The 13,942-nt window shown below is 63.4% G+C and carries 13 protein-coding genes and 1 tRNA gene; 2 read left to right on the plus strand and 12 right to left on the minus strand.

Annotated features, from left to right (window positions below; all coding sequences use genetic code 11):
• Positions 1 to 21: 21 nt before the first annotated feature.
• From ACR0R4_RS03485 to ACR0R4_RS03500, 4 genes are all read right to left on the minus strand, one after another.
• Positions 22 to 606 (minus strand): 50S ribosomal protein L25/general stress protein Ctc, encoded by a 585-nt coding sequence (locus tag ACR0R4_RS03485; protein WP_433645949.1) that lies wholly within the window; start codon positions 604 to 606, stop codon positions 22 to 24.
• A gap of 246 nt (positions 607 to 852) precedes the next feature.
• On the minus strand, positions 853 to 1,830 hold the full coding sequence (locus ACR0R4_RS03490; RefSeq protein ID WP_433645950.1) for a ribose-phosphate diphosphokinase: 978 nt from the start codon (positions 1,828 to 1,830) through the stop codon (positions 853 to 855).
• A complete protein-coding gene (gene glmU, locus ACR0R4_RS03495; protein WP_433645951.1) occupies positions 1,827 to 3,260 on the minus strand; it encodes a bifunctional UDP-N-acetylglucosamine diphosphorylase/glucosamine-1-phosphate N-acetyltransferase GlmU in 1,434 nt (477 codons plus the stop codon). Before glmU ends, ACR0R4_RS03490 begins: the two co-directional genes overlap by 4 nt.
• A 229-nt stretch (positions 3,261 to 3,489) precedes the next feature.
• Positions 3,490 to 3,561 (minus strand) — tRNA-Gln (locus ACR0R4_RS03500).
• 64 nt (positions 3,562 to 3,625) lie between these two features.
• Here ACR0R4_RS03500 and ACR0R4_RS03505 point away from each other — a divergent pair.
• On the plus strand, positions 3,626 to 4,138 hold the full coding sequence (locus ACR0R4_RS03505; RefSeq protein WP_433645953.1) for a MarR family winged helix-turn-helix transcriptional regulator: 513 nt from the start codon (positions 3,626 to 3,628) through the stop codon (positions 4,136 to 4,138).
• 36 nt (positions 4,139 to 4,174) lie between these two features.
• Here ACR0R4_RS03505 and ACR0R4_RS03510 read toward each other — a convergent pair whose 3' ends face one another.
• On the minus strand, positions 4,175 to 5,398 hold the full coding sequence (locus ACR0R4_RS03510; RefSeq protein ID WP_433645954.1) for an acyl-CoA dehydrogenase family protein: 1,224 nt from the start codon (positions 5,396 to 5,398) through the stop codon (positions 4,175 to 4,177).
• 176 nt (positions 5,399 to 5,574) lie between these two features.
• Between ACR0R4_RS03510 and ACR0R4_RS03515 the strand changes: the two genes are divergently transcribed.
• On the plus strand, positions 5,575 to 6,258 hold the full coding sequence (locus tag ACR0R4_RS03515) for a TetR/AcrR family transcriptional regulator (protein WP_433645955.1): 684 nt from the start codon (positions 5,575 to 5,577) through the stop codon (positions 6,256 to 6,258).
• Between the two features lie 9 nt (positions 6,259 to 6,267).
• Here ACR0R4_RS03515 and ACR0R4_RS03520 read toward each other — a convergent pair whose 3' ends face one another.
• From ACR0R4_RS03520 to ACR0R4_RS03550, 7 genes are all read right to left on the minus strand, one after another.
• Entirely contained in the window at positions 6,268 to 7,293 is a 1,026-nt protein-coding gene (locus ACR0R4_RS03520) for an ABC transporter ATP-binding protein (RefSeq protein ID WP_433645956.1), read from the minus strand.
• On the minus strand, positions 7,290 to 8,825 hold the full coding sequence (locus ACR0R4_RS03525; RefSeq protein ID WP_433645957.1) for an ABC transporter permease: 1,536 nt from the start codon (positions 8,823 to 8,825) through the stop codon (positions 7,290 to 7,292). Before ACR0R4_RS03525 ends, ACR0R4_RS03520 begins: the two co-directional genes overlap by 4 nt.
• 56 nt (positions 8,826 to 8,881) lie before the next feature.
• The gene (locus ACR0R4_RS03530; protein ID WP_433645958.1) at positions 8,882 to 9,934 is read right to left on the minus strand and encodes an extracellular solute-binding protein; all 1,053 of its coding nucleotides are present in this window, start codon (positions 9,932 to 9,934) and stop codon (positions 8,882 to 8,884) included.
• Between the two features lie 88 nt (positions 9,935 to 10,022).
• On the minus strand, positions 10,023 to 11,870 hold the full coding sequence (locus tag ACR0R4_RS03535) for an ABC-F family ATP-binding cassette domain-containing protein (protein WP_433645959.1): 1,848 nt from the start codon (positions 11,868 to 11,870) through the stop codon (positions 10,023 to 10,025).
• Between the two features lie 69 nt (positions 11,871 to 11,939).
• On the minus strand, positions 11,940 to 12,125 hold the full coding sequence (locus ACR0R4_RS03540) for a hypothetical protein (RefSeq protein WP_433645960.1): 186 nt from the start codon (positions 12,123 to 12,125) through the stop codon (positions 11,940 to 11,942).
• A gap of 107 nt (positions 12,126 to 12,232) precedes the next feature.
• A complete protein-coding gene (locus tag ACR0R4_RS03545) occupies positions 12,233 to 12,910 on the minus strand; it encodes a DsbA family oxidoreductase (RefSeq protein ID WP_433645961.1) in 678 nt (225 codons plus the stop codon).
• Between the two features lie 73 nt (positions 12,911 to 12,983).
• Complete coding sequence (locus tag ACR0R4_RS03550) at positions 12,984 to 13,913, minus strand: 4-(cytidine 5'-diphospho)-2-C-methyl-D-erythritol kinase (RefSeq protein WP_433645962.1); 930 nt, start codon at positions 13,911 to 13,913, stop codon at positions 12,984 to 12,986.
• Positions 13,914 to 13,942 lie beyond the last annotated feature (29 nt).

Genomic DNA, 13,942 nt, shown 5'->3' on the forward strand with positions numbered 1-13,942 from the left:
TTTCCCGCGAAGCGGAATGTGCTACACAGCTGCGGCTGCGGCCTCGGCTGCCTCATCTTCGGCAGCCGTGCGCGGCGACACGATGTTTACCACGAGCTGCTCCGGGTCGTCGAGCAGCTCAGCGCCCTCGGGGAGGATCACTCCACCGGCGAGGATCTGGGTGCCGTCTTCGAGGCCCTCGACATTGATCTCCAGCGACTCGGGGATGGAAACTGCGGCTACGCTCAGACGCAGGGTGTTCATCTCCTGCAGCGCGTTCGCGCCAGCGAAGGGCTCGCCCACGATGCTCAGGTGGATCTCAACCTCGACCCGCTCGCCCTGGTTCACGACAACCAGGTCGACATGCTCGATCATCTGACGCACGTGATCCTTCTGCACGTCCTTGACGAGAACGAGCTGCTTCGCACCGTCAATGTCGAGCTCGATCAGCGCGTTCGAGTGGCGAACGATCAGGCCCAGCGGGTGGGTTTCAACCGAACGGTGGATCGGCTCGGTGCCGTGACCGTAAACAACCACGGGGGTGCGACCGGCAGCGCGAAGCTTACGGGCGACTCCCTTGCCGAAGGTCTCGCGGGCGACGGTCTCAAGCTTAAAGGTCTCGCTCATCAGTGTTCTCCTTGCGGGCTCTCGCCCAAACGAGGCGGGGCAACCCGCCAGTGTGTGATGTCTTGCCGAGTTGACGCAGCAAGAGGCCTCACTGGAGGCTCGCCCGCGTCGATTACGGATGCGTGCGCATCCCTCGCCGAAGTACAGCTAGTAAGTCTACACGCTCCAGGCTGCCACCCCGCGCTACGCTCCGAGGGCTGCCGCCGAGGGCGGCACCGCGGCTTGCAAAAACGCGATGCGTTTTGGCTACGCCGCGCCCTCGAACATGGAGGTTACGGAACCGTCCTCGAACACCTCGTGGATCGCCTGCGCGAGCAGCGGGGCGATCGAGAGCACGGTGAGCTTCTCGAAACGCTTTTCCGGCGGGATGGGCAGCGTATCGGTCACGACCACCTGGTCGATGAAATCCTGCGACAGGTACTCCGTGGCTTTCCCCGAGAAGATCGCGTGAGTACAGGCGATGGTGACCCCACGTGCACCAGCGGCCTTCAACGCCTCAGCAGCCTTGGCGATCGTGCCGCCGGTGTCGATCATGTCGTCAACAACGACGCACCAGCGATCCTTCACCTCGCCGACAATCTCGTGCACAGACACCTGATTCGGCACCAACGGGTCGCGCCGCTTGTGAATGATCGCGAGGGGGGCGCCGAGCTTGTCGCTCCAGATGTCTGCCACGCGTACGCGCCCCATGTCGGGCGAGACCACCGTGAGATCGTCGCGATCGATCGTCTTCTTGAAGTGCTCGAGCAGCACGGGCATCGCGAAGAGATGATCCACTGGGCCATCAAAGAACCCCTGGATCTGCGCAGCGTGCAGATCCACGGACATGATGCGATCCGCACCCGCTGCCTTGAACAGATCGGCGACGAGTCGGGCCGAAATCGGCTCGCGCCCTCGCCCCTTCTTATCTTGACGTGAGTAAGGATAGAAGGGCGCGACGACGGTGATGCGTTTTGCGGAGGCCCGCTTCAGCGCGTCCACCATGATGAGTTGCTCCATGAGCCACTCATTGATGGGGTGCGTGTGCGACTGAATCACGAAGGCATCGCAGCCTCGCACGCTCTCGTCATAGCGAGCATAAATTTCCCCGTTTGCGAAGGTACGCGCATCGGTGGGTACGAGTTCCGCGCCCAGTTCCTCTGCGACGCGCTCGGCAAGCTCGGGGTACGCCCGGCCTGACACGAGGACCAGTTTCTTCTGCCCGACCATCTGAATTGCGCTCATGCCCGCTCTTTCCCATTCGATTCCGCTGCCTGTGCACTGCTTGTTCCAGGGCGATTCTCGGCGACCCAACCATGAACATTGCGCTGCGGCGCCACGTTCATGGCGAGTGCACCCGAGGGCACGTCCTTGCGCACCACAGTCCCCGCCGCGGTATATACGCCATCCTCAATCGTAACTGGAGCGATCAATACGTTCTTCGACCCGATTCGCACGGCATCGCCGACCTCCGTGTGATGCTTCGCCACACCGTCGTAATTCGCAAAGATGGTGCCGGCACCGACGTTCGAATCCGCACCGATCGTGGCATCCCCCACGTAACTCAGGTGTGGAACCTTGCTGCCATCACCGATCTTCGCGTTTTTCGTTTCCACGAACGCGCCGATCTTGCCGCCGGCACCAAGCTCCGTTCCCGGACGGATGTAGCTGAACGGGCCGACCTGCGCACCGGGAGAAAAGACGGCGAGCGTGGCCTCGCTCCGGCGAATACGCACGTTTTCGCCAACCTCACAGTCGACGAGCGTTGTGTCGGGCCCAATGATGGCACCCGTTGCGATGCTCGTCGCGCCGTGTAGGTATGTGCCCGGCAACAGCTCGACATCAGGCTCAATGGTGACATCGGCATGGATCCACGTCGTGGTGGGATCTTGAATCGTGACACCGGCGCGCTGATGGGCCTCAATGATGCGGCGGTTGAGCTCTCGACCAGCATCGGCGAGCTGGACCCGATCGTTCACTCCCGCAATCAACCACGGATCATCGGTCGCGACTGCGTCAACCACGCCTCCCGCCGCGAGAATTCGCGCGGCGGCATCGGTGAGGTATTTCTCCGCCTGCGCGTTGTTCGTATCGATTTCGGCAAGCGCCCGCTGGAGCGCACGGCGAGAGAATACGTAGATTCCACCATTGATCTCGGTGATGCGACGCTGCGCATCACTGGCATCCTTCTCTTCGACGATGCCGAGCATCGCGCCGTTCCCATCGCGCAAGATGCGCCCGAGTCCGGTCGGATCCTCGGAGACCGCCGACAGAAGCGTCATGCCGCGCCCGTGCTCGACGTGCCCGCGAGTCAGTCTCTCGAGCGTCGCCACATCGATGAGCGGAACATCTCCCGACAAGACGACCACTGAGCCATCAAAGCTTGCGGGTAATGCGGCGAGCGCCTGCTCAACCGCGCGCCCGGTCCCGGGCACCTCGTCTTGCTCGACGATGGTCGTGTGCGGCGCATGACTGGTGATGACTTCGGTCACCCTCGCCCGCTCATGACGCACGACCGCGATGATCGATTCGGGGCTCAGGCCCGCTGCGGCATCCAGCACATGCGAGATGAGCGGCCGACCCCCGATCGGGTGCAACACTTTGGGAAGCGCGGATTTCATGCGGGTGCCTTGCCCCGCGGCCAGTATGACTACCGCCAGTGAACGTCCTGCCATGGGTGCGGTCCTTCCTGCAGACGTGTTCCTCGCTCCCGACAGACCGAGAAGCTACGCTTTTCAGTTCTCCACGGCGCTGGTGAGCGCCGCTTTCGGAGCAACCGCGCAAAGCTACGCTTTGCTTCGGTCGCTCCCATTTAAACAGGAAAGCTACGCTTTTCAGTTCTCCACGGCGCTGGTGAGCGCCGCTTTCGGAGCAACCGCGCAAAGCTACGCTTTGCTTCGGTCGCTCCGCCCCCAGGACTCGAACCTGGACCTAACAGCTCCAAAGGCTGTCGTGCTGCCATTACACCAAGGCGGATCGTGCCGTGCGGCACCCGTCTAGTTTGCCAGATCGAGAGGGGTGCTCGCGCCATAATGGAAGGATGAAGCATGAGGACGAGGTCGACCGTATTCTGCAGGACTGGTCAACTGCCCGGCCCGACCTTGATCTGGCCCCACTGGCAGTGTTCTCACGCATGACACGAATCACGAAGCACATTGACCGCGCACGTGTCCACGCATTCGAGCGCTCGGGGCTCGCCTCATGGGAGTTTGATGTCTTAGCGGTGCTGCGGCGAAGCGGAGCCCCGTTCCGGCAAAGCCCGAAAGTCCTGGTGCAGCAGACCATGGTCTCCAGCGGCACGATGACGAACCGAATCGACCGTATGGAGAATCGCGGCCTCGTGCGTCGACTCACCGACCCGAACGACGGTCGCGGAGTGCTCGTCGAAATGACGCAACAGGGCCAGACGCTCGTCGATGCGGCCATGACTCGTTTGAGTGATGCGGAGGAGCAGTTACTCGGCGGCGTTCCCCGCGCCGAGCGGGATCGCCTCGCGACACTTCTGCGCAAGCTCGCGCTGAGCGTGGATAGATTCAGTCCCGGCGACGAGTGAAGCCTGCCCACGAGCGACAGGCTTCACCAAGACGGCTCACACGAATGCCGAGATCCCCGTGATCTCTCGGCCAATGATGAGTGCCTGCACCGTTTCGGTGCCCTCATAGGTGTGGATCGCCTCAATATCGGCGAAGTGTCGCGCAACGCGGTGCTGCAACAGGATCCCATTGCCGCCCAGCATGTCGCGTGCCTGGGCTGCCATGGCGCGAGCGGTGCGCGTCGCCGTGTACTTGCCCAACGAGGCACCGGGTCCGGTGAGGTCGCCCGTTTCCTCGGCGCGAGTGAGCTGCATGAGGAGGGTCTGCAGGCTGGTGAGCTGGCTCAGCATCTCTGCGAGCCGACCCTGCACGACCTGCGAGGCAGCGAGCGGACGCCCGAACTGCACCCGCTGATTCGCGTAGTGCACCGCCGTCTCGTACACAGCGGTCGCGTGTCCGAGAGCTGCCCAAGCGACCCCGAGCCGCGTCGCCTGTAACACGCGAGCGGTGTCTGCGAAGCTATTCGCGCCCGGCAGCTTCGCGTCAGCGCCGACCCGCACACCGTCGAACTCGATGTGAGCCTGCCAGATCGCGCGAAGCGAAATTTTTCCTTCAATTGTGATGGCGTGATACCCGGGTGCATTCTGTGGCACCAAGAACCCCTGCACTCGGCCGTCGTCACCTCGAGCCCACACCACTGCGATCTGCCCGACACTGCCAGACCCGATCCACTTCTTGTGCCCGTGAATGACGAATTCGTCTCCGTCCGCACGGGCACTGGTTTCGAGACTCACGGAATCGGAGCCGTGTGTCGGCTCGGTGAGTGCAAACGCGCCGAGTTCTTCTCCTCGCGCAAGCGAGGGCAGCCAGCGCTGCTTCTGCTCGTCGGAACCGCAGAAAGCGATGGATCGCAGCGCGAGCGCCCCCTGCACTCCCACGATGGTCGAGATCGATCCGTCACCGCGGGCGAGCTCCATAGTGGTGAGGCTCGCCGCCAGAAGGCTTTGCTCGGGAAACCCCGGCACGTCGATCCCATCACGCAGCAGGTCGAGATCGCCCAGTCGCTTCGCCAGGTGCAGCGGGTACTCGGCACGGTCCCAGTACCCATCGATGACCGGCCGGACTTCGTCTTGCACAAAGGCTCGCGCCCGATCCCGATACTCCAGGTCGGGTGCCGAAAGGCCACGAAACACTCCCGCGACGTCTGGATCGAGCGGCTCCCACAGATCGTACTCCGGCTCCTCGGTGCCGAGACTTACGTGCTGATTTCGTTCTCCCATGGGGTTCCCTCCGATCAACGCACCCCCGGTCGTGGCCGCGTTCCCTCATGAGTGTGCCTGAGACCGAGTGTCAGCGCAAGTGCGAATTTCCACATAATCGACAGTAATTGACACAATAGCTTGATATTTTGCCGAGAGACTCGGTACCAATGACCCGAGATGGTAGCTTTCACCGTATGGGTATGCAGCATCCTCTCGGCACCGAGGCCACCGCGATCGGCGCGGCCGCCATTCGTCTCCTCGCAGAGCGCGGCTACGAGTCAACGACGGCGGGTGACTTGGCAGATGCCGTCGGCATCAGTCGCAGCACCTTCTTTCGCCGCTTCGGCAGCAAAGACGACATCATCTTCATCGATCACGACCTCGCCCTTGAGAGACTCACCCAGGAATTGGGTCGGAGTGCCGCTGTGCCCGCCGAGGCAATCGGACGCGCGACCGTCGGTGTGCTGCTCCTGCTCACCCGAGACTCCGAAGCAGCGAGATTGCGATCGGAGCTGCTCCGCCAGACACCTTCCTTGCGCGAGCGCGAATTGGTTATCTCCCACCGCTACGAGCGCGTCTTCGCCGAGTATCTCGCGGGGATCGCTGCCTCCAGCGCTCCGAGCTGGGCACCATTTGCGCTTGCGGCGAGCGTGGTTGCCGTGCACAACGCCGCGCTTCGGCGGTGGCTTCGCGATCCCGACCCTCGCATCGTCGCGGGGCTCGATGCCGAGCTACGGCAGCTGGTAGCGCTCTACGCACCATGGTTTGGCGCCCCCGATTCCCCTCCCTCTTGCGTCGTTGTGACCGCGTTTGATTCGGAGGCAAGCACGGATGAGATCATCGACGCGCTCCGCAGAACCCTCGAGTCACGTGCGTGACGCGCTGGTTCACCGATAGGCAAGTGCGCCCCGCCGTACTGATACCTTGACGCGATCACCCACAACGGGAAGCTCAGTTGCTGCCAGACGTGACCGCACTCGGCTGCCATCTGGCAGCTGCAGGGTGGCGGTTCCATCGTGGCCCGAATACGAGACAGAAGTCACCACGGATTCAACGCCTCCCTCGCCAATGGTGATCCACTCCGGTCGCACGACGACACGCACGGGCTCGCCCTCCGTAACTTCCTCGTCCATGAGCACCGCTTGAAGGTTCCCAAGAGCGCACGAAACCTCCCCACCAAGCCAGCGACCGGCGAGCTCGACGGTGTTGCCAACGAAGCGCGCAACCCACGGGGTGGCTGGTCGCTCGTACACCTCCACCGGCGTCCCCCACTGCAATATTCGCCCGCCCATCATCACTGCGACGTGATCCGCCAGTGACAGCGCTTCCTCCTGGTCGTGCGTGACCAGAATGGCGGTTGAATTCTGGCTGCGCAGCAACTCCGCGACCTCTGTGCGCAGCGACGAGCGAAGCATCGGATCGAGAGCCGCAAAGGGTTCGTCGAGCAGGAGCACCGCTGGCCGAATGGCGAGTGCGCGGGCGAGTGACACCCGTTGCGCCTGACCCCCGGAGAGTTGAGATGGTGCCCGATCCACGTGCTCCGAGAGCCCGACCATTGCCGCGAGAGTCGCGATGCGGCTGGCTCGATCACTCCCCTGGGGGATGCCAAATCCGATGTTTTCACCAACACTCAGGTGCGGAAACAGTGATGAGTCCTGGGGCACCCACCCTATTCCGCGGCGCTCTGGAGCCACGTTGAGTTTTGCAGACGACATCACCCGGCCCCCGAGAGAGATGCTGCCCTCAGAGACCGGGAGTAACCCTGCGATCGAGCGCAACAGGGTCGTCTTGCCGCATCCGCTCGGGCCGAGTACCGCGACGATCTCACCCTGTGGAATGGTTACATCGATCCCATCGAGCACCGCGTGGCGGCCATAGTTCACACGAACACCTTCGACCGTGACCCAGCTCATGTCTCCTCCATCTGCGCGCCCCGAACACCCGACAGGAAAAACGCTGGCACTGCCGCAAGCAGCACCAGTGCGGCCGCATACGGCGCGGCACTGCCAAATTCGAGCACACCGGTACGATTCCACAATTCGACGGCGAGCGTCGAAATCCCCGTCGGGCGCAGGAGCAGGGTCGCGGGGAGTTCCTTCATGATGGCAATCCCTACGAGCAACGCACCCACCCCAATTGCCGGGGCTGCGAGTCGCCAGGTCACCCGCCACCACGCCGCACGCGCGGAAAGTCCGAGGGTCCGGGCGACATCGGTGAGACTCTCGGGAACCGCCGCGAGCCCACTGCGCGCGGATCCTATGGACTTCGACATGAAGAGCACCGCATATGCAAACACCAACATGACAGCGGTCTGGTACAGGCCGGGAATCACTGATAGCGAGAAGAACACCAGCGAGAGACCGACCACAATTCCGGGCAACGAGTGCCCGAGATATCCGATGGACTCGATCGTGTTGACCAGGCGCCCGCGGTACCTCGCTGCGAGCGCCGCGATCGGGAGAGCGAGAGCGACCGCCACTATCGCGCCAGCGAGTGCAAGCGCAACGGTCATACCGATTGCTTCAAGCAGACGTGGCCCGTCGATCCGGCGAATGGTTTCCGCCTGCGCGAGTTGCATGATGAGCCCGCTCATTGGCACTCCCACAGCAGAGATCGGAGACAGGAGCACCAGAGCAAGTACAAGCGACAACCAGCTCGCGCGTGCCTTCCGCACTGGCATCTTCCGGCCGGCTGCCGAGGCTGCTGGCTTGCGGGTTCGTCGTTCAGCGACAACAACGGCGAGTGCGAGTGCGACGAGCACGAGCGCAAGGATTGCCGCCTGGTGCCGATCGAAGCTGGCCCCATACGCCGATTTGATACCCCAAGTCAGCGTCTGAAAACGCAGCATCGACACGGCACCAAAATCCGACAGCGTGTACAGCGCAACCAGGAGCGCGCCGGCAAGTGCGGCCGCCCGCACCCTCGGCCACGTTGCGGCGCGGAAGGCACCGACCGCACCGCGCCCGAGCGAACGAGCCACCGCTTCGAGATCTCCGGAGGTGTTTCTGAGCACCGCAGCCACTGGCAAGACCACATACGGCACGCACACCGCAGACATGACGAGCCAACTCGCGAAGAATCCGTTGAACGCGGGGGCCAACACCAGCCAGCCGTAGGCCGCGAGGTAGGAAGGTACTGCCAACGGGAGTGCCGCAGCGAGCACCCACGCACGCCCTCCGGGAAGATGGATTCGATTGAGTGCGATCGCGACCGCTATGCCGATCACGAGGCATGTCCCGGTCACCGCCAGGGTGAGAGCCACCGAGTTCAGCGTAAGTTGCAGAACTCGCGCGCGAAACAGCGTGTCGACAAACTCTGTAAATCCGGCATCCGCGGCACGAACAATCAGGTAGACCAGTGGGATCGCCGCAGCCCCGGCGCAGAGAGTGGCTAACCCCAGCAGCCACAGCGGAGGCCTTGCCACGCCGCGAGAGATTAGCCGCACGCGAGACCTCCCACCTCTCGCCAGCGTCACGAGACGACCCGATAACCCAACATGCGTTAGATGAGACCGTACTTTGCAAGCAGCGCCTGCGTGACCTCAAGGGTCCGCAGATCAGCGAGGTCGAGATCCTCATTGAGCAAAGAATCAAGCTTGGGCAAGCCCTCAGGAGCCGCGACCCCGGAGATCAGCGGGTACTCGAACGTCTCGTCGACGAAGTACTGCTGCGCGTCAGGAGAGACCAGAAAATCGATGAATTCAAGTGCATCGGCATCGGTGGCACCTGATCGCAAGAGGCCCGCACCGGTGACGTTCACAATCGATCCGGGATCGCCAGCCTGCGGAAACGAAAGTTGGGCACGCATCTGGTCGTCGCCGACTTCTGATGCCAGCCTGTACCAGTAGTAGTGATTGATAAGACCCACCGGGGCCACACCGTCGTTCACAGCGGTCAGGATCGCGCCGTTGTTTTCGAACAGCTGCGGATCATTTGCCGCGACAGCGGCGACCCACTCGTCGGCCACAGATTCTCCCTTGAGCACCCGGTACGCGGTGATGAACGACTGAAAGCTCGCGTTGGAGGGCGCGATGGCGAGCCTGCCGGACCATTCCGGTGCAGCAAACGCCTCCACGCTCGCGGGTACCTGTTCTGACGTGAGTACGTCGCTGTCGTAGACGATCACGCGTGCCCGCCCGGTGACACCGACCCACGAATCATCGGTTGAGGTGAAACCTGCGGGAACCCGATCCGCAATCTCGGATGGTAAGGGGGCGAAGAGATCGGCCTCTGCGAGGGCCCCCAGCGCGCCGGCATCCTGTGACAGGAATGCTTGCGCCGGAGAGCTCTCCCCCTCTTCGAGGAGCAGAGCCCCAAGCTCGGCGGTGTCGCCGTAGCGCACCTCAACGGAAATCCCACTCTGCGCTTCAAACAGGTCAATCAGGGGCTGCACCAAAGACTCGCTCCGGCCCGAATAGAGCGTGAACACGCCGTCACTCACCGGCTCCCCAGTCACGGGGGCGGATCCCCCGCTCGCTCCCGTACCGCATCCGACGAGGAGGAGGGCGGTGCTGGCAGCCGCCACGATCTGAGGGAGGCGACGATTCTGGCGCATGAGCACACTCCGTGGTTCAGAAACGAGGCGCACGCCCCGAGAGAAAAAACTAGTTAAGGATTACCTTACTCGCATGCGTGCGCCCGGATCAGCCGGTGAGCTCTGACAGCTCGAACCAGCGCTCTTCAAGAGAGGAGCGCTCTGACGTTGCCCGCGCGACCTCGTCGCCGAGTCGCGCAGCTGCTTCGTAGTCGCTCGGGTCCGCTCCAGCCATCTGCACGTGCACCGACGCAATGAGCTTGTCAAGCTTTGCGAGACGGCGCTCGATGGACTGCACTTCCTTCTCGGCCGCGCGCCGTTCGGCTCCGCTCAGCTCAGAACCCGCTGCGCGAGCAGAGACACCTCCAGCGGCCGCCATCGAATCAGACTGCGACGACCGCAACGTGGCGGAAGGAGCACCCCCTGCTTCGCGCGCGCGGTCCTCGGCACCCCGAAGCTTCAAGTACTCATCCACCCCTCCGGGAAGGTGACGCAGACGCCCGCCGAGGATGGCGTACTGCTGATCGGTCACACGCTCGAGGAAGTAGCGATCGTGTGAGACAACGATGAGGGTGCCCGGCCACGAGTCCAGCAGATCTTCCATGGCTGCAAGCATGTCGGTGTCGAGATCGTTCGTGGGCTCGTCAAGGATCAACACGTTGGGCTGGGACAGCAGGATCAAGAGCAACTGCAGTCGACGCTTCTGGCCACCCGACAGATCTTTCACGGGGGTAGAGAGCTGTGCGTTCGTGAATCCCATTCGTTCAAGGAGCTGCCCCGGGGTGAGTTCCTGCGCCTTTGAGCCACTGCCCACCACGAAGCTCGTGCGCAGGCGAGAGATGACCTCACGCACCGGTTCGTTGAGGTGCGCCTCAAGTTCGTCGAGTCGCTGGGTGAGCGTGGCAACCTGCACCGTCTTCCCACGCTTCACGACCCCGGAGGTGGGATCCACTGCCCCCGAAATCAGGCCGAGGAGCGTGGACTTCCCGGCTCCGTTGACTCCGAGAATGCCCGTGCGCTCGCCCGGTGCCAGTCGCCATTCGATGTCGCGCAGTACCTCCCGCTCACCGTAACTTACGCCCGCGTCGAGCAGGTTGACGACCTCTTTACCGAGTCGCGTCACCGCGAGCGACTGCAGTGCCACCGTGTCTCGAATCTCGGGGACATCCGAGATAAGTTCGTTTGCGGCGTCAATACGGAACTTCGGTTTCGTCGTACGCGCCGGGGCGCCACGACGAAGCCAGGCGAGCTCCTTGCGCGCGAGATTCTGGCGCTTCTGCTCGATCGTCGCATTCTGCCGATCGCGCTCGACGCGCTGCAGGATGTAGGCCGCGTACCCGCCTTCGAAGGGCTCAACGATACGGTCGTGCACCTCCCAGGTCGTGTTGCACACCTCGTCAAGGAACCACCGGTCGTGGGTGACGACCAGGAGCGCACCCTGGTTCTTCGGCCACCGCCGCTTCAGATGTTCTGCGAGCCAAGCGATCGCCTCGACATCGAGGTGGTTCGTTGGTTCATCAAGCGCGAGAATGTCCCAGTCGCCAGCGAGCAGCCGGGCAAGGGCGACCCTGCGGCGCTGTCCTCCGGAGAGTTCATCGAGTGGCGCATCCCAGTCTAGGTCACTGACCAGTCCCGCAATGGCATCTCTCGCCCGCGGATTCCCCGCCCATTCGTGCTCAGGGAGATTGCCGACGACCGCGTTGCCGACAGTCTCGCCCGGAGCAAACACGTCGGCCTGATCGAGCACGCCTATCGTCGTGCCGCTGCGCACGGTCACCTTGCCGCCGTCTGGGCTTCGCCTCCCCGCGAGCATCATCAGCAGGCTTGACTTGCCGTCGCCGTTGCGGCCGACGATGCCAATGCGATCGCCTTCGGCGATTCCTAGTGTGACGGAATCGAAGACGACCTTGGTCGGAACTTCGAGATGGAGGGCCTCAGCCCCAAGCAAATGTGCCATAACCTCTCAAGTGTAGGCGTTCCACCTGTGCCGAGAATCGAAGCGCAGCAGAAGCCGCGTCGTTACTCGCTACGCAGCACAGCAGCTGCCACCACAGCACGCGCCAGCAGAGTCGCCCTCTCCCAAGAGATTCAGAATCTCCCGGCTCTCCGCGTCGGCGAACGAAGCGGCTCCGGTGAACGAGGCGGGCACGGTCTGCTCGAAACTCTCAGCCTGCTCAGTGGGGATCTGGGGCTCGGTGATGCGCTCTGACATGGTCACTCCTTGGTTGATACGGAAAATGTAACGGATGATCCTGACGGTCACTCCCACCACCTCGTCTGCTCTACTCAGCTTCCGAGGTGACGCATGCTCAGGTGCGCTTATTCCGGCTCAGTGCCGGTCCGCTGGAATTCCAGCACCCGTTCGAGCACGCTGCGGAACGTGTCGGCCGACTGCGCCCCCGACACCCCGTACTTCCCCTCGAGGAGAAAGTATGGCACGCCGTTGACGCCGAGCATGCGTGCGCGGGTGATGTCCTGATCCACCGCGTCGGCGTAATCCTCGTCCTCCAGCGCATCGCGCACCTCGTCGCCGTCCAGGCCCACCTCTTCGCCGAGCGCGGCAAGCGTGTCGGGGTCGGCGATCTCGGCACCCTCAGAAAAGTAGGCCCGAAACAGCCGCTCCTGCGTCTCGAGCTGCAAACCCTGCTCTTTCGCGAGGTGCAGCACCCGGTGCGCGCGACTGGTGTTCGCGTGGCGCAGCTTCTCCCAGTCGAACACGAGCCCCTCGGAAGCAGCCAGGCCTGTCATCTGCTCGAGCATGTCTTCCACCTGCTCGCGCGGCATGCCCTTGTGTTTTGCGAGGAAGTCGATCTCGCTCCCCTGAAAATTCTCCGGGGTGTCTGGCGCCAGTTCGTAGCTGTGCCCCTCGACCTCAATTTCAACGTCGGGATACTGCGCGGTGAACGCCGCGACGCCCGCCTCGAATCGGTGCTTCCCGATGTAGCACCACGGGCAAGCTATATCAGACCAAATATCTACGCGGATAGTTTCACTCACACCAAGGTGAACCACACGACGGGCGCGGGTATTCCCTCTCGCTGCAGATCTCGAACCGCATGGCGGAAGTGGATCACGACGCGTCGAGTCGGCGCGCACCGGCAACGGGGCCCGTCACCGCGAGCGAGCGCACTCCCGCTCGTGTCAGCATCGATTGCAGCTCGGCTGCGGCGACCGCCGAGGCCACGAGGAATGCCACCGTCGGCCCGGAGCCAGAGACGATGCCAGCGAGCGCTCCACGGGACTCCCCCAGCTCGAGCAACTCGGTGAGTTCGGGCGCGAGCCTGAGCGCGGCCGCCTGGAGGTCATTGTGCATCGAGTCGGCGAGCGTCTCTGCGTCACCGGCCCGCACCGCCTGCAGCACTGCCGTGTCGACGCTCACCTGAGCGGGCGCGGGTGCAAGATCGGCAACGTGATCGGCGCGATGCTGGTCAAGGGTGCGGTATACCACGGGGGTACTCAGGCCCGCGTCAGAAAACGCGAGCACCCAGTGAAAGCTGCCGCGTGCGAGCGCGGGGCTCAGCTCGTCACCTCGGCCGGTGCCCACCGCGGTGCCGCCCTCGAGCGCGAAGGGCACGTCAGCGCCGAGCTGCGCGGCGAGCGGAACGAGCCCATGACGGCCCACCCCGGTGCCCCAGAGCTCGTCGCACGCGAGAAGTGTCGCCGCCGCGTCAGCGGATCCGCCCCCCATCCCACCCGCAATCGGAACGCGCTTGTGCACGGTGAGCTGCACACCACCGGTGTACCCGGTGTGTTCGGCGAGGAGCCTGGCCGCACGGATCGCGAGATTCGACTCATCGATCTGCAGCCCGGAGGTGTCTATCGGCCCCACAAAACGCACGGAAAAATTCGGGGCTGGCTCGGCAGTGACATCCTCGTAGAGCGACACTGCCTGGTAGAGCGATGCGACCTCGTGATAGCCGTCATCCTGTAGTGCACCGACGCGGAAATACACGTTGATCTTTCCGGGTGCTCGCACCGTCACCGAACGTGTCTCCACCATGCCTCTAACGTACTAGAACTGGCGCGCGC

The sequence above is a fragment of the Leucobacter fengyongliangi genome (genome assembly GCF_050971685.1).
Classification (GTDB): Bacteria; Actinomycetota; Actinomycetes; order Actinomycetales; family Microbacteriaceae; genus Leucobacter.